This is a genomic window from Mycobacterium ahvazicum (assembly GCF_900176255.2).
In the GTDB taxonomy this organism is placed as follows: Bacteria; Actinomycetota; Actinomycetes; order Mycobacteriales; family Mycobacteriaceae; genus Mycobacterium; species Mycobacterium ahvazicum.
In genome coordinates this window covers 496,699-520,294 of sequence record NZ_FXEG02000002.1, presented here as the reverse complement: position 1 = coordinate 520,294, position 23,596 = coordinate 496,699, and the positions used below count along the sequence as shown (strand labels likewise).

Sequence of the window (23,596 nt, the reverse complement as noted above, 5' to 3'; positions counted from 1 at the left end):
CGATGAACGACGCCGCAGCACTCAAGCCCAACCTCGGCCGCTACGGCGCCTGGCTGCCCACCCGATCCATCACACCCGAGCTGGCCGCCGAGATCGAAGCCCTCGGGTATTCGGCGGCCTGGATCGGCGGATCACCGGACGCCGACCTGGCCTGGGTGGAACCGGCGTTGGCCCAAACCAGCTCGCTGCAGCTGGCCACCGGCATCGTCAACATCTGGACGGCGGCGGCCACACCCGTCGCCGAATCGTTCAAGCGCATCGAAAGTGCTTACCCTGGAAGGTTTTTGCTCGGTATCGGGGTGGGACACCCCGAGCACACCCAGGAGTACGTCAAGCCCTACGCCGCACTGGTCGGCTATCTCGATGCCCTCGACGAGGCACTGGTGCCGACCAGCCGGCGGGTGCTCGCCGCGCTCGGGCCCAAGGTGTTGGCGCTGTCCGCCGAACGCAGCGCCGGCGCCCACCCGTACCTGACCACGCCCGAGCACACGGCCAGGGCGCGCGAACAGCTCGGCAATTCGGTGTTCCTGGCCCCGGAGCACAAGGTGGTGCTGACCACCGACCGCGACAAGGCACGCGAGGCCGGCCGTCAGATCGTCCAGCACTATCTGGGGCTGAGCAACTACGTGAACAACTGGCTGCGGCTGGGATTCACCGAGGCCGATGTGCGCGCGCCCGGCAGCGACCGGCTGATCGACGCGGTGGTCGCATACGGCACCCCGGAGGCCATCGTGAAGCGCCTGAGCGAGCACCTCGACGCCGGCGCCGACCACGTGGCCATCCAGGTGCTGGGCGGCTACAACGAAGAGACGCTGCTGCCCGCGTTGAGTGAACTGGCTGGGCCGCTTGGGCTGACCCCCGCAAGCTGACCGCCGCCCTCGGTTAGGGTTTGACCATGCGGCTGCTGGTCACTGGTGGCGCCGGTTTCATCGGCGCGAATTTCGTGCACAGCACCGTGCGCGAACGTCCCGACGTCTCAGTAACGGTGCTGGACGCCCTGACTTACGCCGGCCGGCGTGAATCGCTGGCCGACGTCGACGACGCGATCAGGCTGGTCGAGGGCGACATCTGCGACGCCGAGCTGGTCTCTGGGCTGATCGCCGAGTCCGACGCGGTGGTGCACTTCGCCGCGGAGAGCCACGTCGACAACGCGCTGGACAACCCCGAGCCGTTCTTGCATACGAACGTGGTCGGCACGTACACGATCCTGGAAGCGGTACGGCGTCGCGGGGTGCGGCTGCACCACATCTCGACCGACGAGGTCTACGGCGATCTCGAGCTCGACGACCCGCAGCGGTTCACCGAGTCGACGCCGTACAACCCGTCCAGCCCGTACTCGGCGACCAAGGCCGCGGCCGACATGCTGGTCCGGGCGTGGGTTCGCTCGTACGGCGTACGCGCGACGCTGTCCAATTGCTCGAACAACTACGGGCCTTATCAGCACATCGAGAAGTTCATCCCGCGCCAGATCACCAATGTGCTGACCGGCAGACGGTGCAAGCTGTACGGCGCCGGCGCCAACGTCCGCGACTGGATCCACGTCGACGACCACAACAGCGCGGTCTGGCAGATCCTGGACAAGGGCCAGATCGGTCAGACCTACCTGATCTCCGCCGAGGGCGAGCGCGACAACCTGACCGTGCTGCGCACGCTGTTGCGCATGATGGGTCGCGACGAAGACGACTTCGACCACGTCACCGACCGCGTCGGCCACGATCTGCGCTACGCGATCGATCCGTCGTTGCTGTATGACGAATTGCACTGGGCGCCAAAGCACACCGACTTCGAAGAGGGGTTGCGGGAAACCATCGACTGGTATCGGGCAAACGAATCCTGGTGGCGTCCGCTGAAGGACGCATCGGAAGCCCGCTACGAACAACGGGGGCAGTGAGATGGAAGTTCGTGAACTCAAGGTGCCGGGCGCCTGGGAAATCACCCCGAGAATTCACGGGGATTCGCGCGGCATGTTCTTCGAATGGCTGAAAAACACCGATTTCGGTTCATTCGCCGGTCATGGGCTCAATGTGCAACAGGCCAATTGCTCGGTATCGGCCGCCGGGGTGCTGCGCGGGCTGCACTTCGCCCAGCTCCCGCCCAGCCAGGCCAAATACGTGACCTGCGTGCGCGGTGCGGTGTTCGACGTGGTGGTCGACATTCGGGTCGGCTCACCGACATTCGGCCAATGGGACTCGGTACTGCTCGACGACCAGGACCGGCGCACAATCTACATCTCCGAAGGCCTCGGGCACGGTTTCCTTGCGCTGCAGGATAATTCGACGGTGATGTACTTGTGCTCCGCGGAATACAGCCCACAGCGCGAGCACACCATCCGTGCTACCGACCCGGCCCTGGGCATCGACTGGCCGCTGGTCGATGGTGCCGCCCCGAGTTTGTCCGACCGCGATGCCGTCGCCCCCGGCTTCGACGAAGTGCGTGCCGCCGGGCTGCTGCCCACCTGGGACGAGGCGCAGCAGTTCGCCGCGCAGCTGCGCGGTAAATCCTGAAATACTGATTGCCGGACCGCAACTGCTAAAAGCCGGTGGGCGTCGGTGCCACCTGCGCGTAGCAAAGCGGCAACGTCGGGTTGGCATTAAACCGTCGTTTGTCGCGGGTTCATCGACTAACTTGGGCATTCCGTGCGGAAACTCTGGCCGGCCGCGCGGGTCGACGACAGATACGGATTTGCACGCATGAAGTTAGCGGAGGTGTTCGATCCCCGATGTAACGCCCTGAACCTGTTTCGGCTGGGGCTGGCCGCCGAGGTCATGCTGTTTCACTCCTGGCCGATCACGGGCCATATGCCGCCACACGCGGCGCTTCAGCTGATGTTCGCGGTGGGCGTCGACGGGTTCTTCGCGATCTCGGGATTTCTGATCTCCGCGAGTTGGCTCCGCGACCCGCACGTCCGTGACTATCTTGCCGCCCGAGCCCTGCGCATCTTGCCCGGGCTCTACGTCTGCCTGATCATCACCGCGTTCGTGTTTGCCCCGCTCAGCGTCGCGGTCCAGGGCGGCTCGGCGGCGAAACTACTGCTGTCCAGCGCACCGTTCGAATATGTCTTGAAAAACGCCACCCTGGTGGCGGTGCTTCAGTTCGATGTCGCCGGTACACCGCTGCAGGTCGCGTCCCCGGGAGTCTGGAACGCTTCGCTGTGGTCGCTTATCTGGGAAGTTCTGTGCTACATCAGCATTGCGCTCATCGGCATTGCCGGGCTTGCCAACCGCCGCTGGATTTCGCCCGCGATCCTGGTGCTCGCCGCGAGTGCCGCGACATTGTTACCGCCACTGACCTTCCCCGGGTCATGGACCATCCCTCAGCTCGCCGTGCGCTCGGCCATCATGTTTTCCGCTGGCGCCCTGATGTATCAGTGGCGTGACGTGATTCCCGCTCGGTGGTCGCTCGTCGCGGTGAGCGTGGTCATCGTCGTCGCAGCTGGCGTTCTGCTGCCGGATTACCGGGTGGTCGCGGCCCTTCCACTGGCATACGCCGTAATTGTTTCGGGCGCCCTCATCCGCAAGAAACGCCTGACGTTGCGGACGGACCTGTCTTACGGCTACTACATTTATGCATTTCCGACTCAGCAGTTGCTGGTGATTTTTGGGCTCGGATTCCTGCATCCGGCGGTGTTCTTTGTCGTTGCGGTCATCGCGACGCTGCCGCTGGCTGCGATGAGCTGGTTCTGCGTCGAGAAGCCCTCGATGGCGCTGAAGTCTCGTCTCAAACGGAAGTGGGGTGCGCCCGCCGGCCCCGGAGCCGACGGCCCACAAGGCAGCCCGGCGATCGATCCGACCGCCGGGCGGCCGGCTCCAGACGTTCACGGCACGGGGTAGACACTGGCTTTCGCCCTCGCTCGCCGGGGGCGTGAATCGACTACCTTGGGCATCCGGCGTCGTATTCGGGCGCCCGACAGGGGTTGTCGAGGGATGCAGGCGGGGGTCTATGAAGCTGGCTCAGGTTTTCGATCCCCGAAACAACGCGCTGAACCTGTTTCGACTCGGGCTGGCCGCCGAAGTCATGCTGTTCCACTCCTGGCCGGTCACCGGCCGCACCCCGCCACACGTGCTGCGCCAGCTTCTCTTCTCGGTGGGTGTTGACGGCTTCTTTGCGATTTCGGGATTCCTGATCACCGCGAGTTGGCTCACCGATCCGAAGCTGCGTGACTTTCTCGCGGCTCGGGCGCTGCGCATTCTGCCCGGGTTCTACGCCTGCCTGATCGTCACCGCGTTCGTGTTCGCGCCGCTCAATGCGGCGATCGCCGGTGGTTCGGCCGTACGGCTGCTGAAGTCCTTCGCGCCGTTCGAGTACGTCCTGAAAAACGGTGCGGTGGCCTACATCCAGCACTTCATCGGTGAAACCCCGCGCGGCCGCCGGCGGGTGGAACGCTTCGCTGTGGTCGCTGATCAGGGAACTGATGTGCTATCTCACCGTCGCCGGCATCGGGTTGGCCGGCCTGGGCGATCATCGCTGGATTTCACCAGTACTGCTGGGCATGGCCACAATTGGCGCGACGTTGGTGCCGCCGCTAGCCTTCCCGGGAGTATGGACCTTCTCACAGCTCGTGGTGCGTTCGGCGATCATGTTCGCCGCGGGCGCGCTGCTGTATCAGTGGCGCGACGTGATGCCCGCTCGATGGTCGCTCGTCGCGGTGAGCGTGGTCATTGTTGTGGTCGCCGCCGTCCTGCTGCCCGATTACCGGGTGGTCGCGGCCCTTCCACTGGCCTATGCCGTCATCGTTTCGGCGGCCAGGATTCACAACCGACGCTTGCGCCTGCGTACGGACCTTTCCTATGGCGTCTACATCTACGCGTTCCCGACGCAGCAGTTGCTGGCCAGCTGCGGTGTCGCGACGCTGAATCCGATAGCGTTTGCCGGTGTTTCGACGACAGTGGTGGTGCCGCTGGCCGCGCTGAGTTGGTTCGCGATCGAAAAGCCCGCGCAGTCTCTCAAGTTTCGGCTCAAGCGGAAGTGGTCCGGCTCGCAGCTCGCCGAAGCGAGCCAATCCTAACGCCGCCCGGGATGGCAAAGTGCGTTTTCGGGACCAAAGACCCGATGCGAAGACGGCACAATGCGCTTAAATGCAGGAACGTGGCGACGCCGCGAACGGGGACGGCTGGTGATAACGGATGAAACTCGGGCAAGTATTCGATCCGCGAAACAATGCACTGAATGCGTTGCGGCTGGCCATGGCCGCCGAAGTAATCCTTTGGCATTCGTTCGCCGTCACCGGTGGCGTGCTGCCGTCCGCCCACATACGGCAATTGCTGTTCGGGGTGGGTGTCGACGGGTTCTTCGCGATCTCGGGCTTCCTGATCACCGCGAGCTGGCTCAACAACCCGCAAATCCGTGACTATCTCGTCCACCGCGCTCTTCGCATTCTTCCCGGTCTCTATGTCTGCCTGGCGGTGACCGCGTTTGTCGTCGCGCCGATCGGTGTGGCGATTCAGGGTGGACCGGCACTCAAGCTGCTGCTGTCCAGCGCGCCATTCCAGTACGTCGTGGAAAACGCCGCCATCGCGGTGCTCAAGTTCGATGTCGGCGGCACTCCGACCGGAGTCCCGGTGGTCGGGATGTGGAATGGATCACTGTGGACCCTCATCTACGAGGTGCTGTGCTACGCCGGTGTGGCGATCCTCGGGTTGGTGGGACTGGCTACGCGTCGATGGACTTCTGCGGTGGTGTTGGCATTGGCGGTGCTTCTCGCTGCGTGCTTGCCGCCCATGACATTTCCAGGGATATGGAGCAACGAGCAGTGCATCGCGCGCTTCGCCATCGTGTTTGCCGCCGGCGCCCTGGTGTATCAGTGGAAACACGTGATTCCCGCTCGCTGGTCGCTGGTCGCATTGTGCGTGGGCATTGTGGCGCTGACCGGTTTACTCCCTGACTACCGACTGGTCGGCGCCGTTCCGTTGGCATACGCCGTCATCGTCTCCGGCGCGCTGGTGCACAACCGGTATCTGCGGTTGCCGACGGATCTGTCCTACGGCGTCTACATTTACGCTTTCCCGGTCCAGCAGTTGCTTGTTATCGGCGGGCTGGGCGGTACGAATCCCTTTGTGTTCGCTGCCATTGCGACGATCGCGACTCTGCCGCTGGCCGCTCTGAGCTGGTTCCTGATCGAAAAGCCGGCACTGGCCCTGAAATCTCGATTCAAGAAGAAGCCGGTTGACGCCGAGCTCTCCGAAGCCAGCCGAACCTCAGGCCACCGGGAAGATCGGCAAGCGTCCACAACAGCACGGTCAGCACTTCGGCCCCCACGCTGATCGCCGCGTACGGCGCGGGGTCCCAGCCCTGCTCGGAAAAGCCGAAAAGCCCCGCGGTGCGCGACAATGCGAAGGCTACCAGCGAACCGCCGGAGATCGCGGCTCCGGCCCAGCGCAGCCACCAGGGACCACCCACCAGGATCAGCACGGCCACCGCGAACGAGACGCTGGCCTGCACCAGGAAGCCGGTGGCGATCGTCGGAATGTGCTGGTAGCCATGGATATACAGGTAAGCATGGCTGACGGCGCTGGCGAGCAACGACGCGGCGAAGCCGATCCGGACCAAGATATTCATTGCAGCCTCTGCTCTTTCAACGCCAGGGCGGTCTCGCCCTTGGTGTAACTGACCTCGCGAATGCCGAGCGCGTCGTGCAGCTTGCCGGCCGGCAGCGTGATCGGCTTGGGTGCCGGCCCATCACCGGGGTGTGGCAGCGGGTAGGCGGTCGTGGTCCCGCTGTAGAACGACACATTGCCTTCGGTCTTCGAAAACAATTGGTGCACGTGGCCATTGATGCAAGTCACCGAGGCGAACCGGCGCAGGTAACTGAGGGCCTGGGTGGCGTCGTCGGTGCCCCAGCCCCAGTCCGGGTACATCGCGAACAGCGGGATGTGACTGAACACGATGATCGGTGTGTCGCTGGACAGGCTCGCGACGTCCTTCTCGACGAACTCCAGCTGGTCGACGCCGAGATGTCCGAGCTTGCGCAAGTTCAGCGTGTTGACCAGTGCGATCACGTGAACGCCGGCGGTGTCGAAGCTGTACCACCCGTCACCTACCGATCCCGCCCCGAATACCTTGCGGTACTTCTGACCCGCATCGTCGACCGAGTCGTGCTCCCCCGGCACGGTGAACACGTGCGGCGTCTGCAGCCCGCTCATCATCTGCTTCACCTGGTCGAACTGCTCGGGAGTGGACAGGTGCGTCAGGTCACCGGTGTGGACGACGAAATCCGGTGTGTAGCCCAGGTTGTTGACCTGATCGATTGCGTGGCCGAACGTGCCGGCCACGTCCGGGTTGGGCGCACCGGTGAAGCCGAGGTGACTGTCGCTGATCTGGGCGAAGCGCAGGGCGGGCCGAATCTTTGCGCGCTCGGCCGCGGCGGCACCGGCGACATGGGAGATCACCTCGCCGCCGGCGACGGCGAACCCGACCGCCGCACCGAACCATGCCCCGTGCCGGATCAGCTGGCGGCGACTCATCGTGTTGGGGTCGCGGTTCGCGTTCGTGTCCGTGTTCACTGTGTCACCACCACGGTGCCGTGCATCATCGGGTGAATCGAGCAGACGTAGTCGAAAGTCCCTGCGGTGGAAAAGGTATGGGTGAAGCTGGCTCCCGTCCCCATGCCGGGTGAATGAAACGAACCGTCGCTCGCGGCCACGGTGTGGGGTTCTTCGTCACGATTGATCCAGGTAACCGTGGTGCCCACGCTGACCTTCAGCGTCGCGGGAGCGAACGCGAAGCCGTCGATGGTGACTTGGTTACCGCTGACCGGCGCCGACGGCGCGGTCACCGACGGCGTCGCACCGGAATCCGGCTTCATGGTGACCGACGCGTGCGCATCGGGCCGCGATGCAGAGCACCCGGCCAGCAACAGCGCCCCCGCCGCCAGCAAGGCAAGGTGTTTTCGGAACGTGGCAATCGTCATGCCCAGTGATAGGGCCGGTGGTTACACCGTTAGGCCGGCCGCTCCGGGTACGGCGGCGGGGCGAGCACCTCGACGACCCCGTTGACCTCGCGAACCATCAATGTAGGCAACGGCTTTGGGGCGATCGGTAGCTGATGGGTGAGCACTTCTCCCGCGGGAGAGAACGACGTCGAGTGGCAGGGGCAGCGCAACCTGTCGTCTGGCGCGTCGAACCACAACTTGCACCCTTGATGCGTGCACACCCCGGATACCGCCTCGAGTTTGCCGTCGACGCGGCGAACGAATCCGCTGACCGAGCCCAGATCGAACGCATGCATGCGACCGTCCGGCACGTCCGAACTGGCCGCGATGCGCTGCCAGCTTCCGTCGTTCGGGGTGAGTTGTCCTGCGACCGCGGGACCTTCGGTGACGCCTCCGGTGACGGCTCGATCGATGGAGACCGCGGTGACCGCGGCGGCCGCCGCGGCCGACGTGCCGACGATCACCTGACGTCGCGTGGTGTTCTGCTTGGGCGTCGGTGGCGCGGGCGGTACGCCGGCCATCTGCTCGGCAAGCCGCCGGTGCAGGTCGGCGAGGAATTCCTGGCGCGGGGCGGCCCCCACCTCAGAGCCCTGTCCGGCAGCGTGCAGCTCGATCGCCATGCGGATCTGGGCAGCCTCGAAGTCGGTTGGCGCAAACGGTTTCGGCCGCCGGCCCCGCAGCATATCGTCGACGTAGCGACGCAATCCTCGCGCGTTCATGACTGGCCCCCATCGTTGACCTGTGCCGCCAGCCGCAGCGCGCGATGTTGAAGCACCTTGGCGTTGGCGACGCTGATTCCAAGTTCCGCGGCTGACTCCTTGATTGAATTGCCTTGCAGGAAACGTAGTTCCAAAATTTGTCGATAGCGGTCGGGCAGGCTCTCGAGAACGTGGGCGACACGCACCGGCGCGTTGCTGATCGCTTCCTCGCTATCGGGTGGTTGCTCGATGTCCTCCTCGATCGACGTTATCTCCCGTCCCAGGGTCTCGCGCCAGTGCGCGGCCAGTACCGTTCGCGCCGTGGCGCGCAGGTATGCGCGCACCTCACCGACGCTCGCGGACAGCCGCAGTGGCCGCAGTGCGGCCAGGAACACCTCGGCGGTGAGATCCTCGGCGTCCGCCCGGTTGCCGACCCGGGCGAACAGCGTGCGGTACACCCAGTCCGCGTTGTCCTGGTACACGGCTTGCCAGTCGGCGTAGCCCGCAGCGCCTGGGTCGGGCACCGCGCGCAGGGGCCGCGGGCCCGCGGGTTCGTTTTGTGACGTCACATGTCTCCCTCACCCGATCAATATCAGCGGGGGTTACACGCGGTCAGGGCGCGGCGAGCGAAGGTTCATCGACGACTAGCTCGTCGAGCTTCGCCGCGGTGGCGGACAGGACTGTTTTGGCCACGCCGAGGATTCGCTCGCGCACCCGGGGTTTGGCCGAGGCCGGCGGCAGCAACTGGCCCACCAGGTGACCGAAGAGGTCCAGGCGCGAGCCGGACAGCCAAGCGGTGAGGTCGGGGTCGTCGAACCAGCGCAGTTGACTGCTGTAGTCGGCCAGCGCGATGCGTAACCAGTCCAGGTCGGTATCGGGGTGCGGCAGCGGCACACCCAGCCGGTTGCGGGTCGCGTCATCGGGATAGGCCGCCTCCAGGTGGGCTATCAGCGAGGCGCTGAATATCTGCTGGCAACCGCGCACACTTTGCAGCGTGATGTGCCCGGAATCGAAAATTGGAGTGGCAGGGCGCTTTTCGGCTCCGTCGGCGGTGCAGTCGATATAGAGTGCGCCGCTGTCCATCGCCACGTCGCCGCCCTCGAGGACCATCCTGTCGTCCGCATTGTCCTTCTCAATGGCCAGCAGGTGGCCCTTGCGCACGATGTCGCCGATGCGGCGCAGCTGCTCTAGTTCGGCCTGGGTGACGGTCGCGCAGCGGTACATCGTGGGCCGCACCGCCGGGTCTATCCGCAGCAGGGTGCCGGCGTCCTCGAGCCGGGCGAACAGGTCGTCGGCTGAGGTGGCGTCCCTGATCGCGCGCAGCTGGGCGATGAATCCGGCTTTGATGCGGTCGGCGAACGCCGCCCCGGGCTGCATCGTGGCGCGATCCAGCAGCCACGAGTCGCGCGGCATGATCCAGGTCAGCCGCTGCGGTGCCACGCCATGGCCGAGCAGCCACAGGCAGGTGTCGATGCCCGTCTTGCCGGCCCCGACGATGACGTAGCGCTCGTGGGCGCCGCGACCGGGCAGGTCGTTGGGGGGGACGCAGACGGTGCCGGGCGCGACCGGATACGGCGGCGGGCGCATTGCGGGCACCATCACTCGCATGTAGGTGGCATCCACCACGCGGCGAGCCACGTCGACGGTGTACTCGTCGCCGGCCAGCGTGGCGAAGCGGCCCGCACCGAGGTACTGGCTCATCGGGAAATAGCGGACCCGCCCGGTCGGCATTAGCTGCTGGCGCATGACGTGGTCGTAATAAGCACAGACTTCTCCGGCCGTTGCCAGCTCGTAGAGCCCCTGGTTCCAGCCGGCCTGGTCGATGGTGTCGCGGCCCAGCCGCAGCGAGCCGACCCCGTAGAACACCGACGGCTGATGCAAGCGGACGAACGGGTAGGCGGTGGTCCAATGCCCACCCGGCGCGTCGTTGCGGTCCACCACCACGACGCTGGCCTCCGTCGCTGAAGTCTCTGTGACCAGCGTGTCGACGAACGCCATGCCCATGGCACCCGCGCCAATGACCAGGTAATCGGCCTCGATGGTCTGCATACGGCTCAACGCTAACCCGCGTTGTCAGCGCAGGTAACCCACCTTGCCAAGGTCAGAACGCGGTTACTAGGATATGCAAGTATCCGCTTACGCACTGGCACAAGACCCAAGGGCACCCCATGACCACACAGATCCCGCACTTCATCGACGGGAAGCGCGTCCCCGGCCAATCCACTCGCACGGCCGATGTCTTCAACCCCAGCACCGGCGAGGTCCAGGCGAAGGTCCCGATGGCGTCGGCGGCCGATGTCGACGCGGCGGTCGCCTCGGCCGTCGAGGCCCAAAAGGGTTGGGCCGCAACGAACCCGCAGCGCCGCGCGCGGGTGATGATGAAGTTCATCGAGCTGGTCAACAGCAACATGGACGAGCTGGCCGAGCTGCTTTCCCTCGAACACGGCAAGACGGTGCCCGACGCGCGCGGCGACATCCAGCGCGGCATCGAGGTGATCGAGTTCGCCATCGGAATCCCCCACCTGCTGAAGGGTGAGTACAGCGAGGGCGCCGGCCCGGGCATCGACGTCTACTCGCTGCGCCAGCCGCTGGGCGTGGTCGCGGGCATCACCCCGTTCAACTTCCCGGCGATGATCCCGCTGTGGAAGGCCGGGCCCGCGCTCGCCTGTGGCAACGCGTTCGTGCTCAAGCCGAGCGAGCGCGACCCGTCGGTGCCGGTGCGGCTGGCCGAGTTGTTTCTCGAGGCGGGTCTGCCGCCCGGCGTCTTCCAGGTCGTCCACGGCGACAAGGAGGCCGTCGACGCGATCCTGCACCACCCCGACATCAAGGCGGTCGGCTTCGTCGGCAGCTCCGACATCGCGCACTACATCTACTCGACGGCCGCGGCCAACGACAAGCGCTCGCAGTGCTTCGGCGGCGCCAAGAACCACATGATCGTGATGCCCGACGCCGACCTCGATCAGGCCGTCGACGCGCTGATCGGCGCCGGCTACGGCAGCGCCGGCGAGCGCTGCATGGCGATCAGCGTCGCGGTGCCCGTCGGCGAGCAGACCGCGGATCGGTTGCGCGCCAGGCTGATCGAGCGGATCAACAACCTGCGCGTCGGACACAGCCTGGACCCCAAGGCCGACTACGGCCCGCTGGTCACCGAGGCCGCCGTGGCCCGGGTGCGCGACTACATCGGCCAGGGCGTGGCCTCCGGTGCCGAATTGGTCATCGACGGCCGCGAGCGCACCAGCGACGACCTGGCCTTCGGTGATGCGAACCTGGAGGGCGGCTTCTTCATCGGGCCCACCCTGTTCGACCACGTCACCACCGACATGTCGATCTACACCGACGAGATCTTCGGCCCGGTGCTGTGCATCGTGCGCGCCCACGACTACGAGGAGGCGTTGCGCCTGCCGTCGGAGCACGAATACGGCAACGGTGTCGCCGTGTTCACCCGCGACGGGGACGCCGCGCGTGATTTTGTGGCACGCGTCGAGGTGGGCATGGTCGGTGTCAACGTGCCGATCCCGGTGCCGGTGGCCTATCACACCTTCGGCGGCTGGAAGCGCTCCGGCTTCGGCGACCTCAACCAGCACGGACCGGCGTCCATCCAGTTCTACACCAAGGTGAAGACCGTGACGTCGCGGTGGCCATCCGGCATCAAGGATGGCGCCGAATTCGTCATCCCGACAATGGATTAAGGTCATGTTCGCCCTGAACGACGACGAACGAGTCATCACCGAGACAGCAGCGGCGTTCGCCGCCAAGCGGATTGCTCCGTACGCCCTGGAATGGGAAGCGGCGCAGCACTTCCCGACCGATGTCTTGCGGGAAGCCGCCGAGCTCGGCATGGCGGCGATCTACTGCCGCGATGACGTCGGTGGCAGCGGGCTGCGTCGCCTCGACGGGGTGCGCATCTTCGAGCAGCTGGCCATCGCCGATCCCACCACCGCCGCGTTCCTGTCCATCCACAACATGTGTGCCTGGATGATCGACAGCTTCGGCACCGACGAGCAACGCAAGGAATGGATTCCGCGGCTGGCGCCGATGGACGTCATCGCCAGCTACTGCCTGACCGAGCCCGGCGCCGGGTCCGATGCCAGCGCGTTGAGTACCCGCGCGGTCGCCCACGGTGGCGACTACGTGCTCGACGGCGTCAAGCAGTTCATCTCCGGCGCGGGCGCTTCGGATGTTTACCTGGTGATGGCCCGCACCGGCGGCCCAGAAAAGCCCGGACCGCGCGGCATTTCCGCCTTCATCATCGAAAAGGGCACGCCGGGAATGAGTTTCGGTGCTCTTGAGGAGAAGATGGGCTGGCACGCCCAGCCCACCGCACAGGTGATCCTGGAGGGCGTGCGGGTTCCCGCCGACGCAATGCTGGGCGGTGCCGAGGGCGAGGGCGCCGGTTTCGGCATCGCGATGAACGGCCTCAACGGCGGCCGGCTCAACATCGCGGCGTGCTCGCTCGGCGGTGCGCAGTCGGCCTTCGACAAGGCCGGGGCGTACGTGCGCGAGCGCCACGCGTTCGGCTCCGCACTGCTCGACGAGCCCACCATCCGCTTCACCCTGGCCGACATGGCCACCGGGCTCGAAACCTCACGACTGATGTTGTGGCGGGCAGCAAGCGCATTGGACGCCGGCGACCCCGACAAGGTCGAGCTGTGCGCGATGGCCAAACGCTACGTCACCGACACCTGCTTCGACGTCGCGGACAAGGCGCTGCAACTCCACGGCGGCTACGGCTACCTGCGCGAGTATGGTCTGGAAAAGATCGTCCGCGATCTTCGGGTTCACCGAATCCTCGAGGGGACCAACGAAATCATGCGGGTGGTCATCGGCCGCGCCGAGGCCGGCCGTTTCCGGGCCACCGCTTAGGAAGGCAGCAATGACGGAGCATCTGACGGTGGCGTTCCTGGGGCTGGGCAACATGGGCGCGCCGATGGCGACCAACCTTGTTGCCGCCAACCACGCGGTGCGCGGGTTCGACCCGGTGCCGGCGGCCCTGGCCGCGGCAACCGCGGCCGGCGTCACCGGTTTCGACAGCGCCGCCGAAGCGGTGGCCGGCGCGGACGTCGTCATCACGATGCTGCCCAACGGCGAGTTGGTCAAACGCTGTTACGCCGAGGTGCTGCCGGCCGCGCGAGCCGGCGCGCTGTTCATCGACAGCTCGACAATCTCGGTCAGCGACGCCCGCGAAGTGCATGCGCAGGCCAAGGAGCACGGTGTTGCGCAGCTGGACGCCCCGGTATCCGGCGGGGTGAAAGGCGCTGTCGCCGGAACGCTGGCATTCATGGTCGGCGGCGAGGAAGACGCGGTGCAGCGGGCCCGCCGGGTGCTGGAACCCATGGCGGGCAAGATCATTCACTGCGGTGCGGCCGGTGCCGGGCAGGCCGCCAAGGTGTGCAACAACATGGTGCTGGCCGTACAGCAGATCGCGATCGGCGAGGCCTTCGTGCTCGCCGAGAAGCTCGGGCTGTCGGCGCAATCGCTGTTCGACGTGATCACCGGCGCGACCGGCAACTGCTGGGCGGTGCACACCAATTGCCCGGTGCCGGGCCCGGTGCCGACGTCACCGGCCAACAACGACTTCAAGCCCGGATTCGCGACCGCGCTGATGAACAAGGACCTGGGGCTGGCGATGGACGCGGTGTCGTCGACGGGCTCGTCCGCGCCACTGGGCACGCACGCCGCCGAGATCTACGCTGCGTTTGTCGCGTCCGACGCCTCTCACGGCGCCCTGGACTTCAGCGCGGTGATCGAGGCATTGCGGTAATACTCGCCCGGCTGGACGCACGGTCTCGCGCAATACGGTTGTCAGAAAGGAGCATTCGATGATCGAAGTGCTGGACGACATGCCGGCGGGAGTCACCGGCATCCGCGTATCGGGCCGGTTGAACGGTGACGATCTGCGCGACTTCAAGCCCGCCATGGAAGAGCTCGTGAGCGGTGACGAGATCAGGATCGTGGAGGTCATCGCGCCCGATTACGAGGGCTTCGGGCCCGGTGGCCTGGTCGAGGACCTCAAGCTGGGCCTCGGCAGCGTTTTCAAGCATCATTCGGCGTTCAAGCGGATCGCGGTGGTGTCCGACAAAGAGTGGGTCGCCCACACTCTGCACGCGTTGGCCTGGATGGTGCCGGGTGAGATCGCCGTGTTCGGGCTCGACGACCTCGAGCGCGCCAAACGATGGGCCGCGGGCTAAAAGTCACCCGCGTTGCGGCGCAACGTTTCAATCGAGGACACCAGCGCCTGCGATTCCGCGGTTCCCATGCCGATGTCGGCGAACACCTGCTCGTTGAGCGTGACGGTGGCGTCCTCGACCGTGGACCGGCCCAGCTCGGTGAGCTGCACCAGCGTGGTGCGCCCGTCGGTGGGGTGCGGCACCCGCTGAACCAGCCCGTCGGCCTCCAGCCGGCGGATCGCGTGGCTGACGCTGGTGACGTGGACCTGCAGTCGGTCGGACGCCTTGGTGATGGGCAGCGCCCCGGTCCGGCTGAACGCGAGCAGCCGCAGCAACTCGTAACGCGAGAAACTCAGGTCATACGGCCGTAGCGCCGTCTCCACGCGCGCCAGCAGGATTTGATGCGCACGCATCACCGAGGTCACCGCGACCATGCCCTGCGACACATCCCCCCAGCCCGCACGTTCCCAGTTGGTGCGTGCGGCGGCGATCGGGTCGCGCTTCTTGTCGGGGGCCACCCCTTTTCTTACCGCACTCGCGGCAAAAGCGGGTCAACTGGCCCGATCCAGCGCGCGCCTATTTCCCGACCGCGGCCAGCACCGCGAGCGTGGATTCGCGGCTGCCCACGGTAATCCGCGCGCCGCCGTCGGGATAGCAGCGCACCCGCAGCCCGCTGTCGGCGAACACCTCACTCCACGGCCGCCCGGTCTTCGACGGCAGGTACATGAAATTCGCGTGGGCGTTGGTCGTGTATATCCCCAGCGCGGACAGCCGCATCCGCAGATACCGTCGCTCACAGGTGATCATCCGGATCCGTTGCAGCAGTTCGTCTTCAGCGTTGTAGGACGCCGCGACCGCCGGCAGGCTGATCATCGCGATGCCGAACGGCAGCTGGTGTGACCACATCGTCGCCGCCAACTCGGGCGCGGCCACCCCATAGCCGATCCGCAGCCCGGCCAGCCCGTACGCCTTGGAAAACGTCCGTACCACCACCACATTGGGGAATCGACGCGCCAACGCCGACACCTCGACCCGGTGTTCGGGTGCGGCGAACTCGATGTACGCCTCGTCGAGCAGCACAATGGTGTCGCGATGCACCCGGCGCAGGAAGCGGAACAGGTGCGACGTCGGCTCCAGCGTGCCGGTGGGGTTGTGCGGCCGGCACACCACCACAACGCGGGCCCTCGCGGCCGCGTCGGCCAGCCGGTCCAGATCGTTGTGGCCGCCCTTGTTCAGCGGCACCGTCACCGGGTTCAGCCGCGCCATCTGCGCGATGATCGGGTAGCCGTCGAAGGTGGGAGCCGACATGACCATCGTGTCACCCGGAACGGTCAATGCCTGCAAAGCCTGCAGCACCACCCCCGTCGCCCCAGCGCCCAGCACCACCTGCTCCGAACCGACCCCGATGCGATTGGCGATCAGGTTGCGCAGCCGCTCGGGCAGGAACTCCGGATACCGGTTGGCCGCGTCGATGGATTTGACCAACACCGATCGCACCGCGGGAAGCGGCGGGAACGAATTTTCGTTGAGCGACAACGCCAGTGGATCGACGGCATGCGGAACCGCGTCATCGACCTCCACGGTGGCAGAGCTGACAAGTGGTTGCATCAGGCTCGTCCGCCCCAGCGCACCGCCGCCGCACCGGCGAAGTCGCCGGCCTGCCACCACTTACGCTGCGGGTCGAAGGAAAGGGTCATCTCTCCCGCGTATTCGCCGAAGGTGCGGCATTCGACATCGAGAATCGGCGACTCGTCACCCACCCTGACGAGTCCGACCGCCGCCCCGTCACCGGGCACGGCCGACTGAGCCTTGCGGCGAATCGTCGGCTGATCGAAGAACTGACCGGCCGCGTTCTGCGCGATCGCGATCAGCGCGGTGTGCCCTTCACCGGAGGACAACAGTTTGCGGGCCACGTTGAGCGCCAACACAAACCCGAAGACCTGATCGATCGGCCGCGGTTCGAAAGCAGCGGGGCCCGATCGGTCGGCGTAGACGAATGCTTGCTGAATGTCCTTGGGCAGCAACAACACTGCAGGACCACCGGTGCGCGCCGCCGCGATGGCCCGGGACAGCGCCGCAGCGATGTCGGCCGGCCGCAACACCCGCTCGCAGGACACCGACACTGCGGAGAATACCGCTTCGGCGTTCAGGGATCCATTGTTGCCGCTGGTGTCCTGGAAGCTGCCGCGGCCATCCATGGTCGTCGGGGTCTGCCCGACCAAAGCCAACACCGGGACCCGGCTCGCAAGCGACTCCCCAAGTCCTGCAACAAGATTCAACGCACCGGCGCCCGAAGTAGCGGCCACCACACCGAGCCCGGCGCCGCTGCGGCTATAACCGTCGGCCATCGTGGCGGCGGAAAACTCGTGCTTGGCCAGGACCGCGGTGACCTCGGAGCGGAAATGTGCCGCGTCGTAAAGGTCTTCGATGTCGGCGCCATCCACTCCGAAGATGTGGTCGACACCGATTGACGCGAGGCATTCGACGATGTGGTCAACAACCCGGTGCTTCCGAGGCATCTGCTCACCTAAGTTCGATTGAGACGATGCCTAAGGCACGACTCAGGTGAGCCGCCGGTTCACCTGAGAAGGTTTACAGCGAACGCTGCAACAAAACCTGACCACTGTCGGCGGCGACCACCTGCACGGCGGCGATCTGCTCGATCGGTGTCGAGATGCTCGCGGCGGGCGTCGCGGTGTGCCCGGGTTCGGCCACCCAGGTCGCCAGCCGGGTTTGGCTGCCGTCGCGACCGACCACAACCATCGCCAACGTGTCGTGGTGCGCATACGGCGGTGCCAGGCAGACGCACTTCAAGTTGATGTAGGTCCCCCAGTGCTGGCTGGAGATCTGCACCGTCGACGCCAGCAAGTTGGTACCCACCTGCGCCATCTCCGAGGAAGCGGTCACCGGCTGCGGCGGGGTCGCCGACGGGCTATGACCTTGAATGCCGACAAATACGCCGACCGCCAATACCGCGGCCGCGGCGGACGATGCCACCCAGGTGATCGCCCGCGTCCGGCGGCGGCGCCAGGCCACCTTCGCCAGCAACGACGGCAAGAGCTCGGGTGAGGGCTCCGGCGTCGCCGGTGGGAGATCGCCGGACTCTGCGATCGCCGCAACTTCTTCGCGATCGAGTTGTGAAAGCAGGGCCGGCACTCCACTGAGTTCGGCGACGGCGTCCCGGCAAGCCGGGCACTGCAGCATGTGCCCTTCGAATTCGCGGCGGTCGACGGACGACAGCGACCCCAGCACGTATGCGGCATCCCACATCGCGTAGCGGTGATTGTCACCCATGATCAGACCAAAGACCTCGTTGTCGCCGGGCGGGCCTACCCCCGGAATCGGCGTCTTCATTTCATCCATCTCCTGTCACCCTTCAAGCATTCGGAGCCGACGACCACACGGATTGGTGCCCCGGGAAGGCATCGCGCTGTCATCGAGTAACTCCGAGTTCCTGCAGAGTGAGCCGCAAAGCCCGCACGGCATAGTGTAGTCGCGACTTCACGGTTCCTTCGGCAATGTCAAGGTCTGCAGCAATCTGCGCGGTGGTCCATCCGCGGTAGTACGAGCGCTCGATAACGGCGCGGTGTTCCGCTGACAGTTGCGTCATCGCGTCGGCGATCAGCAGCCGGTCCAGCGCCGCGTTGACCTCGTCGGGCGTGGCCTGCTCGGGCGCTCCGTCTTCGTCGAGCGACCCGACCACATTGCGATACCGGGCGCTGCGGCGATCGTCGATGATCATGTTGCGGGCAACGGTGAACAACCAGGCGCGCGCCGACCGCTCGGTGTCACCGACGACTTCCGGATGCTGCCAGGCCCTCAGCAGCGTTTCCTGAACCACGTCCTCGGCGTGGGCGGCATCGCCGGTCAGCCGCAGCGCATAGCGCCACAAGACCGCCGCGTGCTCGTCGTAGAGCGCCGTCATCAACGCAGCTTCTGCCACCCCCGAAGCCCGCCAAGTACCAGCGCCTCGAGCCACTCGATCACCTCCTGCCCATTGAAACGAGTGCAACAGGCGTTTAGTTCGAGATCAGCTCAACGTGAGAATGCGGGGCCCGTCCTCGGTGACCGCCACGGTGTGCTCCCAGTGCGCCGCCCGTGAGCCATCGGTAGTGGTGACCGTCCAGTCGTCGTCGAGCACCCGCGTCTTACCTGTGCCCAGCGTCAACATCGGCTCGATGGCCAGCACCGAACCGGGGGCCAGCAGCGGTCCGCGGCCCGGTGCTCCCTCGTTGGGCAGGAACGGGTCCATGTGCATCTGCCGGCCGATGCCGTGGCCGCCGTAGCCCTCGACGATGCCGAACGCACGGCGGTGGCGAACCTCGGCCGCCCGCGTTCCCATTTCGATGGCGTGGGCGACGTCGGTCAACCGGTTGCCCGGGATCATCGCCGCGATGCCGGCTTCCAGCGACTCCCGGGTCGCCGCGGAAAGGGCCTCGTCGTTGGGATCGAGTGCCCCGATCCCGAACGTGATCGCGGCATCGCCGTGCCAGCCGTTCAGGACCGCACCGCAGTCGATGGAGACCAGGTCACCGTAGGCGAGGACTTCCGCGGCGGAGGGGATGCCGTGCACCACCCGGTCGTTGACCGACGCGCAGATCGACGCCGGGTAACCGTGATAGCCCAGGAACGACGGCGTCGCCCCGGCTTCCCGGATCACCGACTCGGCGATTCCGTCCAGGCTCAGCGTGGATACCCCGGCAACCGCGGCCGCGTGCACCGCCTGCAGGGCGTTGGCCACCACGGCGCCGGCCGCGGCCATCGCGTCGAGTTCGCCGGCGCTGCGCTGCGGCACTACCTTGCTTCTGCGCAGCCGCGCCAGCGCGCGCATCACTACTTGCCCAGCGCTCGCAGCGCGCGCGCGAATACCTCGTCCAACGATCCGATGGCGTCGATCGTCTTGAGTTCGTCGCGGTAGTACTCCAGCAGCGGCGCGGTCTCGTCGTTGTACACCTTGAACCGGTTGATGATGACGTCCTCGGTGTCGTCGGCGCGGCCGCGGCCCTTGAGGCGCTCCAGCAACTCGTCCTCGGACACCCGGAATTCCAGCACCGCGTCGATGTCGGTGCCGCGGCGTTCCAGCATTTCGTGCAGCGCTTTGGCCTGCTCGATCGAGCGGGGATAGCCGTCCAGGATGAAGCCGTTGGCGGTGTCAGGGTCGTTCAGCCGGTCGTCGACGAGCTGGTTGGTCAGGTCGGAGGGGACCAAGTCGCCCGCGTCCAGGTAGCGCTTGGCCTCCAGGCCGAGCTTGGTGCCCTGCCCGATGTTGCTCCGGAACAGGTCCCCGGTGGAGATCTGCGGAATGCCGAGCTTTTCGCTGAGTTTCTCCGACTGTGTGCCCTTACCCGCCCCCGGTGGCCCCAGCAAAACGACTCTCACTTGAGGAACCCTTCGTAGTTGCGCTGCATCAGCTGACTCTCGATCTGTTTGACGGTATCCAACCCGACGCCAATCATGATCAGAACCGCCGTACCGCCGAATGGCAGATTCTGCACCGTCCCGGCATTCCCGATCTGCAGGAACAGGTTGGGCAGCACCGCGATCGCACCGAGGTAGATCGAGCCCGGGAGCGTGATCCGGCTCAGCACGAAACGCAGGTAGTCGGCGGTGGGCTTGCCCGGCCGGATGCCGGGGATGAAGCCGCCGAACTTCTTCATTTCGTCAGCGCGCTCGTCGGGATTGAAGGTGATCGACACGTAGAAGTACGTGAAGAAGATGATCAGCCCGAAGTAGATGCCGATGTAGACCGGATCGCTCGGGTCCGACAGGTAGGTGCCGACGAACTTGTCCCACCAGCTGTTGCCCACACCTCCGCTGCCGCTGCGGATCAACTGGGTGATCAGGTGCGGGATGTAGATCAGCGACGAGGCGAAGATGACGGGGATAACACCGGCCTGGTTGACCTTGAGCGGCAGATACGTCGAGGTGCCGCCGTACATGCGCCGGCCCACCATGCGCTTGGCGTACTGCACCGGGATCCGGCGCTGGCCCTGCTCGACGAAGACCACGCCGACGATGATCAGCAGCGCGGCGAGCAGCACGGCGGTGAAGATCATCCCGCCGCGGCTGTCCAGGATCGTCTTGCCCTCGGACGGAATGCGGGCGGCGATGCCGACGAAGATCAGCAGCGACATGCCGTTGCCGACGCCACGCTCGGTGATCAGCTCACCCATCCACATCACCAGCGCCGCACCGCTCGTCATGACGAGCACGATGACGACCAGGGTGAAGATACTTTGGTCGGCGATGATGTCCAGCGAGCAGCCCTGCAGCAGGCCGCCGTTGGCCGCCAGAGCCACGATGCTGGTGGCCTGCAGGATGGCCAGCGCGATCGCCAGATAACGCGTGTACTGGGTCATCTTGGCCTGGCCGGACTGGCCTTCCTTGCGTAATTCCTCGAACCGTGGAATGACCACGGTGAGCAGCTGCACGATGATGCTCGCGGTGATGTAGGGCATCACGCCCACCGCGAACACGGTGAGCTTGAGCAGCGCGCCGCCGGAGAACAGGTTGATCAGCGAATAAATCTGCCCAGCTTCGCCACCGCTGGCCTCTTTAATGCACTGCTGCACATTCGGGTAGTTGACGCCGGGCGACGGCAAAGCGGCGCCGAGGCGATACAGCACGACAATGCCAAGCGTGAAGAGGATCTTCCGTCTCAAGTCGACTGTTCGCAGCGACGAGATGAAAGCCGAAAGCACTTCTATCCTCCTGCGCGGCCGGGGGTATTCCTGCGTTTACGCGCGCTCAACACCCGCAGGCCAGGACGTACGGCGTCACGCGTCAAATCGTGTACGAGACTAACAGCTGGTCGGAGTAGATCCTTAAAAGGGCGTCATGGAGCCGCACCAAAAGGGCTCAAAAAATTCAGGAAGCGGACAGCAACCAGGCGTAGAGTTTTGAAAGCTCGTTGCATTTGCTAAGTATCAAAGCTGGCTGCGGAGGATCGAGGAGCACGATGACACGCACTGACCAAGACAGTTGGGATCTGGCCTCGAGCGTCGGCGCCACGGCCACGATGGTCGCCGCGGCCCGCGCGGTGGCCAGCAACGAGGACAACCCGATCATCAACGATCCATTCGCGGGACCGTTGGTGCGGGCGGTCGGGCTGGACTTCTTCACGCGGGTGGTCGACGGCAAGCTGACCACGGCCGAGACGCCCGAGGGCGGCCTGGGCGACCTGCAGGTCGAGACCGACTCGATCGCGGTGCGCACCCGCTTCTTCGACGATTTCTTTCGAGACGCCGCTCGTGACGGCATCCGCCAGGCGGTGATTCTGGCCGCCGGACTCGACGCGCGCGCCTATCGGCTGTCCTGGCCGGACGGCAGCGTCGTTTACGAGGTGGATCAGCCCCAGGTCATCGAGTTCAAGACCACCACAATGTCCAGCCTGGGCGCCCTACCGTCCGCGGAGCGACGCACCGTCAGCATCGACCTTCGCGACGACTGGCCAATGGCCTTGCGCAGCAGCGGGTTTGACGTCACCCAGCCGACGTCGTGGAGTGCCGAGGGGTTACTGATGTATCTGCCCCCGGATGCCCAAGACCGGCTCTTCGACAACATCACCTCGCTGTCGGCACCCGGCAGCATGCTGGCCACCGAGTTCCATCCGCCCTCGGAGACGACGATGTCCGAGCGTGCGCAGGAGTTCAACCAGCGCTGGCTCAATCTGGGCTGCGACATCGACCTGTCGCAATTGTTCTTCGACGGCGACCGCAGCGACGTCGTCGAGTACCTGAGCGACCACGGCTGGCAGGTGAGCTCGCGGCCACGGCGCGAACTTTTCGCCGACTACGGCCGCGATTTCCATGACAGCGAGGCCCTGTCCCAACTGCGCAACATCGTCTCGGTTACCGCCACTCTCGGTTAGGAGCGCAGGCATGACGAGCACCGACAGCAAGCGATTCGACGGAGACAGCTGGGATTTGGCGTCCAGCGTGGGAGCCACCGCCACCGCGGTGGCGGCCCGCCGGGCGATGGCATCCAAGGGCCCCGATCCGTTGATCGACGATCCCTTCGCCGAGCCGCTGGTCAATGCGGTCGGGGTGGACGCCTTCATCCGGATGATGAACGGCGAGGTCGAACTCTCCGAGGACGATCCGGCGTTCACTACGCAGCGGCTCAGCGAAGGCATGGCCGTGCGAACCCGGTACTTCGACACCTTCCTCCTCGATGCCGCCGAAGCCGGGGTGCGCCAGGCGGTGATTCTCGCGTCCGGGCTGGACACCCGCGGCTACCGGTTGCCGTGGCCGGACGGAACCGTGCTCTACGAGATCGACCAGCCGCAGGTGATCGAGTTCAAGACCCGCACCCTGGCCGGCCTCGGCGCGGCCCCGACCACCGAGCGCCGGACGGTGGCGGTGGATCTGCGCGACGACTGGCCGGCCGCGTTGCGCAGCAACGGATTCGACTCGACGCAGCCGACCGCCTGGATAGCCGAGGGCCTGCTCGGCTACCTGCCGCCGGACGCCCAGGATCGCCTGTTCGACAACATCACCGAGCTGTCTGCGCCCGGCAGCCGGATCGGTACCGGTTACGTCCCCGACATGTGTGACCGTGTCGAAAAGCGGGGTCGCGAGATGAGCGAACGGTGGCGCCGGATGGGCCTGAATCTGAACTGGTCCGAACTGGTTTACACCGGCGAGCGCAATGACGTATCGGCCTACCTCACCGAGCGGGGCTGGCAGACGACGGTGCGTAGCACTCCGGAGATGTACGCGCGCAACGGTTTTGAGTTTCCCACCGAACCGTCCATGGTGGCGTTCGGCGACATCAGATACTTGTCCGCAACGCTGGGGGGTTGA

General features: G+C 65.8%; 24 protein-coding genes and 3 pseudogenes. 12 read left to right on the top strand and 15 right to left on the bottom strand.

The window, feature by feature from the left end:
* Window positions 1-2 precede the first annotated feature (2 nt).
* The 6 genes and pseudogenes from MAAFP003_RS04795 (at window position 3) to MAAFP003_RS04770 (ending at window position 6,260) form a co-directional block, all read left to right on the top strand.
* On the top strand, window positions 3-869 hold the full coding sequence (locus MAAFP003_RS04795; protein WP_096284877.1) for an LLM class F420-dependent oxidoreductase: 867 nt from the start codon (window positions 3-5) through the stop codon (window positions 867-869).
* Window positions 870-895: 26 nt separating this feature from the next.
* Complete coding sequence (gene rfbB / locus MAAFP003_RS04790; protein WP_096284875.1) at window positions 896-1,891, top strand: dTDP-glucose 4,6-dehydratase; 996 nt, start codon at window positions 896-898, stop codon at window positions 1,889-1,891.
* Between the two features lies 1 nt (window position 1,892).
* The gene (gene rfbC, locus MAAFP003_RS04785; RefSeq protein WP_096284873.1) at window positions 1,893-2,504 is read left to right on the top strand and encodes a dTDP-4-dehydrorhamnose 3,5-epimerase; all 612 of its coding nucleotides are present in this window, start codon (window positions 1,893-1,895) and stop codon (window positions 2,502-2,504) included.
* A gap of 186 nt (window positions 2,505-2,690) precedes the next feature.
* The gene (locus MAAFP003_RS04780) at window positions 2,691-3,830 is read left to right on the top strand and encodes an acyltransferase family protein (RefSeq protein WP_096290882.1); all 1,140 of its coding nucleotides are present in this window, start codon (window positions 2,691-2,693) and stop codon (window positions 3,828-3,830) included.
* Window positions 3,831-3,939: 109 nt separating this feature from the next.
* Window positions 3,940-5,005, top strand: a pseudogene (locus MAAFP003_RS04775) (acyltransferase family protein).
* 118 nt (window positions 5,006-5,123) lie between these two features.
* Window positions 5,124-6,260 (top strand): acyltransferase family protein, encoded by a 1,137-nt coding sequence (locus MAAFP003_RS04770; RefSeq protein ID WP_096284871.1) that lies wholly within the window; start codon window positions 5,124-5,126, stop codon window positions 6,258-6,260.
* Here the strand turns inward: MAAFP003_RS04770 and MAAFP003_RS04765 are convergent.
* The 6 genes from MAAFP003_RS04765 to MAAFP003_RS04740 are packed head-to-tail and all read right to left on the bottom strand — an operon-like array spanning window position 6,148 to window position 10,674.
* Window positions 6,148-6,555: a hypothetical protein gene (locus tag MAAFP003_RS04765; RefSeq protein ID WP_096284869.1), complete on the bottom strand. Its 408-nt coding sequence runs from the start codon at window positions 6,553-6,555 to the stop codon at window positions 6,148-6,150. The two genes, MAAFP003_RS04770 and MAAFP003_RS04765, sit on opposite strands and share 113 nt — an antisense overlap.
* Entirely contained in the window at window positions 6,552-7,460 is a 909-nt protein-coding gene (locus MAAFP003_RS04760; RefSeq protein ID WP_096290881.1) for a metallophosphoesterase family protein, read from the bottom strand. The genes MAAFP003_RS04765 and MAAFP003_RS04760 overlap by 4 nt, the downstream gene beginning before the upstream one ends.
* 35 nt (window positions 7,461-7,495) lie before the next feature.
* A complete protein-coding gene (locus tag MAAFP003_RS04755; protein WP_165796370.1) occupies window positions 7,496-7,912 on the bottom strand; it encodes a cupredoxin domain-containing protein in 417 nt (138 codons plus the stop codon).
* A gap of 23 nt (window positions 7,913-7,935) precedes the next feature.
* On the bottom strand, window positions 7,936-8,646 hold the full coding sequence (locus MAAFP003_RS04750) for a Rieske (2Fe-2S) protein (RefSeq protein ID WP_096284865.1): 711 nt from the start codon (window positions 8,644-8,646) through the stop codon (window positions 7,936-7,938).
* Window positions 8,643-9,194 carry an RNA polymerase sigma factor gene (locus tag MAAFP003_RS04745; RefSeq protein ID WP_096284863.1) on the bottom strand — a complete coding sequence of 184 codons (552 nt, stop codon included), beginning with the start codon at window positions 9,192-9,194 and terminating at the stop codon, window positions 8,643-8,645. The genes MAAFP003_RS04750 and MAAFP003_RS04745 overlap by 4 nt, the downstream gene beginning before the upstream one ends.
* 43 nt (window positions 9,195-9,237) lie before the next feature.
* The gene (locus MAAFP003_RS04740) at window positions 9,238-10,674 is read right to left on the bottom strand and encodes a hypothetical protein (protein WP_096284861.1); all 1,437 of its coding nucleotides are present in this window, start codon (window positions 10,672-10,674) and stop codon (window positions 9,238-9,240) included.
* Between the two features lie 119 nt (window positions 10,675-10,793).
* On the opposite strand from MAAFP003_RS04740, the gene MAAFP003_RS04735 reads away from it, so the two are divergent.
* From MAAFP003_RS04735 to MAAFP003_RS04720, 4 genes are read left to right on the top strand one after another with little or no spacing between them, the layout of a single operon-like run.
* Window positions 10,794-12,314 (top strand): CoA-acylating methylmalonate-semialdehyde dehydrogenase, encoded by a 1,521-nt coding sequence (locus tag MAAFP003_RS04735; protein ID WP_096284859.1) that lies wholly within the window; start codon window positions 10,794-10,796, stop codon window positions 12,312-12,314.
* 4 nt (window positions 12,315-12,318) lie between these two features.
* Window positions 12,319-13,488, top strand: a complete 1,170-nt coding sequence (locus MAAFP003_RS04730) for an acyl-CoA dehydrogenase family protein (protein ID WP_096284857.1) — start codon at window positions 12,319-12,321, stop codon at window positions 13,486-13,488.
* Between the two features lie 10 nt (window positions 13,489-13,498).
* Entirely contained in the window at window positions 13,499-14,386 is an 888-nt protein-coding gene (gene mmsB / locus MAAFP003_RS04725; RefSeq protein WP_096284855.1) for a 3-hydroxyisobutyrate dehydrogenase, read from the top strand.
* Window positions 14,387-14,444: 58 nt separating this feature from the next.
* The gene (locus tag MAAFP003_RS04720; protein ID WP_096284853.1) at window positions 14,445-14,813 is read left to right on the top strand and encodes a SpoIIAA family protein; all 369 of its coding nucleotides are present in this window, start codon (window positions 14,445-14,447) and stop codon (window positions 14,811-14,813) included.
* Here the strand turns inward: MAAFP003_RS04720 and MAAFP003_RS04715 are convergent.
* The 9 genes and pseudogenes from MAAFP003_RS04715 to secY all read right to left on the bottom strand — a co-directional run bounded on the left by MAAFP003_RS04715 (window position 14,810) and on the right by secY (window position 21,493).
* Complete coding sequence (locus MAAFP003_RS04715; RefSeq protein ID WP_096284851.1) at window positions 14,810-15,310, bottom strand: MarR family winged helix-turn-helix transcriptional regulator; 501 nt, start codon at window positions 15,308-15,310, stop codon at window positions 14,810-14,812. The two genes, MAAFP003_RS04720 and MAAFP003_RS04715, sit on opposite strands and share 4 nt — an antisense overlap.
* A gap of 58 nt (window positions 15,311-15,368) precedes the next feature.
* Entirely contained in the window at window positions 15,369-16,400 is a 1,032-nt protein-coding gene (locus MAAFP003_RS04710) for a pyridoxal phosphate-dependent aminotransferase (RefSeq protein ID WP_096290880.1), read from the bottom strand.
* A gap of 29 nt (window positions 16,401-16,429) precedes the next feature.
* Window positions 16,430-16,723 (bottom strand): annotated as a pseudogene (locus MAAFP003_RS29365) (3-oxoacyl-ACP synthase); the annotation flags it as partial.
* Window positions 16,724-16,771: 48 nt separating this feature from the next.
* Window positions 16,772-17,311, bottom strand: a pseudogene (locus MAAFP003_RS04705) (thiamine pyrophosphate-binding protein); the annotation flags it as partial.
* A gap of 73 nt (window positions 17,312-17,384) precedes the next feature.
* Window positions 17,385-18,155, bottom strand: coding sequence for a zf-HC2 domain-containing protein (locus tag MAAFP003_RS04700; protein WP_096284849.1), 771 nt, complete (start codon window positions 18,153-18,155; stop codon window positions 17,385-17,387).
* A gap of 70 nt (window positions 18,156-18,225) precedes the next feature.
* Window positions 18,226-18,771, bottom strand: a complete 546-nt coding sequence (locus tag MAAFP003_RS04695; protein ID WP_096284847.1) for a sigma-70 family RNA polymerase sigma factor — start codon at window positions 18,769-18,771, stop codon at window positions 18,226-18,228.
* Window positions 18,772-18,822: 51 nt separating this feature from the next.
* Complete coding sequence (gene map, locus MAAFP003_RS04690; RefSeq protein WP_096284845.1) at window positions 18,823-19,623, bottom strand: type I methionyl aminopeptidase; 801 nt, start codon at window positions 19,621-19,623, stop codon at window positions 18,823-18,825.
* Window positions 19,624-19,625: 2 nt separating this feature from the next.
* Window positions 19,626-20,171: an adenylate kinase gene (locus MAAFP003_RS04685; protein WP_096284843.1), complete on the bottom strand. Its 546-nt coding sequence runs from the start codon at window positions 20,169-20,171 to the stop codon at window positions 19,626-19,628.
* The gene (gene secY / locus MAAFP003_RS04680) at window positions 20,168-21,493 is read right to left on the bottom strand and encodes a preprotein translocase subunit SecY (RefSeq protein WP_096284841.1); all 1,326 of its coding nucleotides are present in this window, start codon (window positions 21,491-21,493) and stop codon (window positions 20,168-20,170) included. Before secY ends, MAAFP003_RS04685 begins: the two co-directional genes overlap by 4 nt.
* Before the next feature lie 257 nt (window positions 21,494-21,750).
* Here secY and MAAFP003_RS04675 point away from each other — a divergent pair, with 257 nt between their 5' ends.
* Both MAAFP003_RS04675 and MAAFP003_RS04670 read left to right on the top strand, forming a co-directional pair.
* The gene (locus tag MAAFP003_RS04675) at window positions 21,751-22,662 is read left to right on the top strand and encodes a class I SAM-dependent methyltransferase (RefSeq protein WP_096284839.1); all 912 of its coding nucleotides are present in this window, start codon (window positions 21,751-21,753) and stop codon (window positions 22,660-22,662) included.
* Between the two features lie 10 nt (window positions 22,663-22,672).
* On the top strand, window positions 22,673-23,596 hold the full coding sequence (locus MAAFP003_RS04670) for a class I SAM-dependent methyltransferase (RefSeq protein WP_096284837.1): 924 nt from the start codon (window positions 22,673-22,675) through the stop codon (window positions 23,594-23,596).

Bases quoted from the DNA above. Each gene is read 5' to 3' on its own strand.
- MAAFP003_RS04795 (WP_096284877.1), top strand. From the start codon at position 3: ATGAACGACGCCGCAGCACTCAAGCCCAACCTCGGCCGCTACGGCGCC.
- rfbB (WP_096284875.1), top strand. From the start codon at position 896: ATGCGGCTGCTGGTCACTGGTGGCGCCGGTTTCATCGGCGCGAATTTC.
- rfbC (WP_096284873.1), top strand. From the start codon at position 1,893: ATGGAAGTTCGTGAACTCAAGGTGCCGGGCGCCTGGGAAATCACCCCG.
- MAAFP003_RS04780 (WP_096290882.1), top strand. From the start codon at position 2,691: ATGAAGTTAGCGGAGGTGTTCGATCCCCGATGTAACGCCCTGAACCTG.
- MAAFP003_RS04770 (WP_096284871.1), top strand. From the start codon at position 5,124: ATGAAACTCGGGCAAGTATTCGATCCGCGAAACAATGCACTGAATGCG.
- MAAFP003_RS04765 (WP_096284869.1), bottom strand. From the start codon at position 6,555: ATGAATATCTTGGTCCGGATCGGCTTCGCCGCGTCGTTGCTCGCCAGC.
- MAAFP003_RS04760 (WP_096290881.1), bottom strand. From the start codon at position 7,460: ATGAGTCGCCGCCAGCTGATCCGGCACGGGGCATGGTTCGGTGCGGCG.
- MAAFP003_RS04750 (WP_096284865.1), bottom strand. From the start codon at position 8,646: ATGAACGCGCGAGGATTGCGTCGCTACGTCGACGATATGCTGCGGGGC.
- MAAFP003_RS04740 (WP_096284861.1), bottom strand. From the start codon at position 10,674: ATGCAGACCATCGAGGCCGATTACCTGGTCATTGGCGCGGGTGCCATG.
- MAAFP003_RS04735 (WP_096284859.1), top strand. From the start codon at position 10,794: ATGACCACACAGATCCCGCACTTCATCGACGGGAAGCGCGTCCCCGGC.
- MAAFP003_RS04730 (WP_096284857.1), top strand. From the start codon at position 12,319: ATGTTCGCCCTGAACGACGACGAACGAGTCATCACCGAGACAGCAGCG.
- mmsB (WP_096284855.1), top strand. From the start codon at position 13,499: ATGACGGAGCATCTGACGGTGGCGTTCCTGGGGCTGGGCAACATGGGC.
- MAAFP003_RS04720 (WP_096284853.1), top strand. From the start codon at position 14,445: ATGATCGAAGTGCTGGACGACATGCCGGCGGGAGTCACCGGCATCCGC.
- MAAFP003_RS04710 (WP_096290880.1), bottom strand. From the start codon at position 16,400: ATGCAACCACTTGTCAGCTCTGCCACCGTGGAGGTCGATGACGCGGTT.
- MAAFP003_RS04700 (WP_096284849.1), bottom strand. From the start codon at position 18,155: ATGGATGAAATGAAGACGCCGATTCCGGGGGTAGGCCCGCCCGGCGAC.
- map (WP_096284845.1), bottom strand. From the start codon at position 19,623: ATGCGCGCGCTGGCGCGGCTGCGCAGAAGCAAGGTAGTGCCGCAGCGC.
- MAAFP003_RS04675 (WP_096284839.1), top strand. From the start codon at position 21,751: ATGACACGCACTGACCAAGACAGTTGGGATCTGGCCTCGAGCGTCGGC.
- MAAFP003_RS04670 (WP_096284837.1), top strand. From the start codon at position 22,673: ATGACGAGCACCGACAGCAAGCGATTCGACGGAGACAGCTGGGATTTG.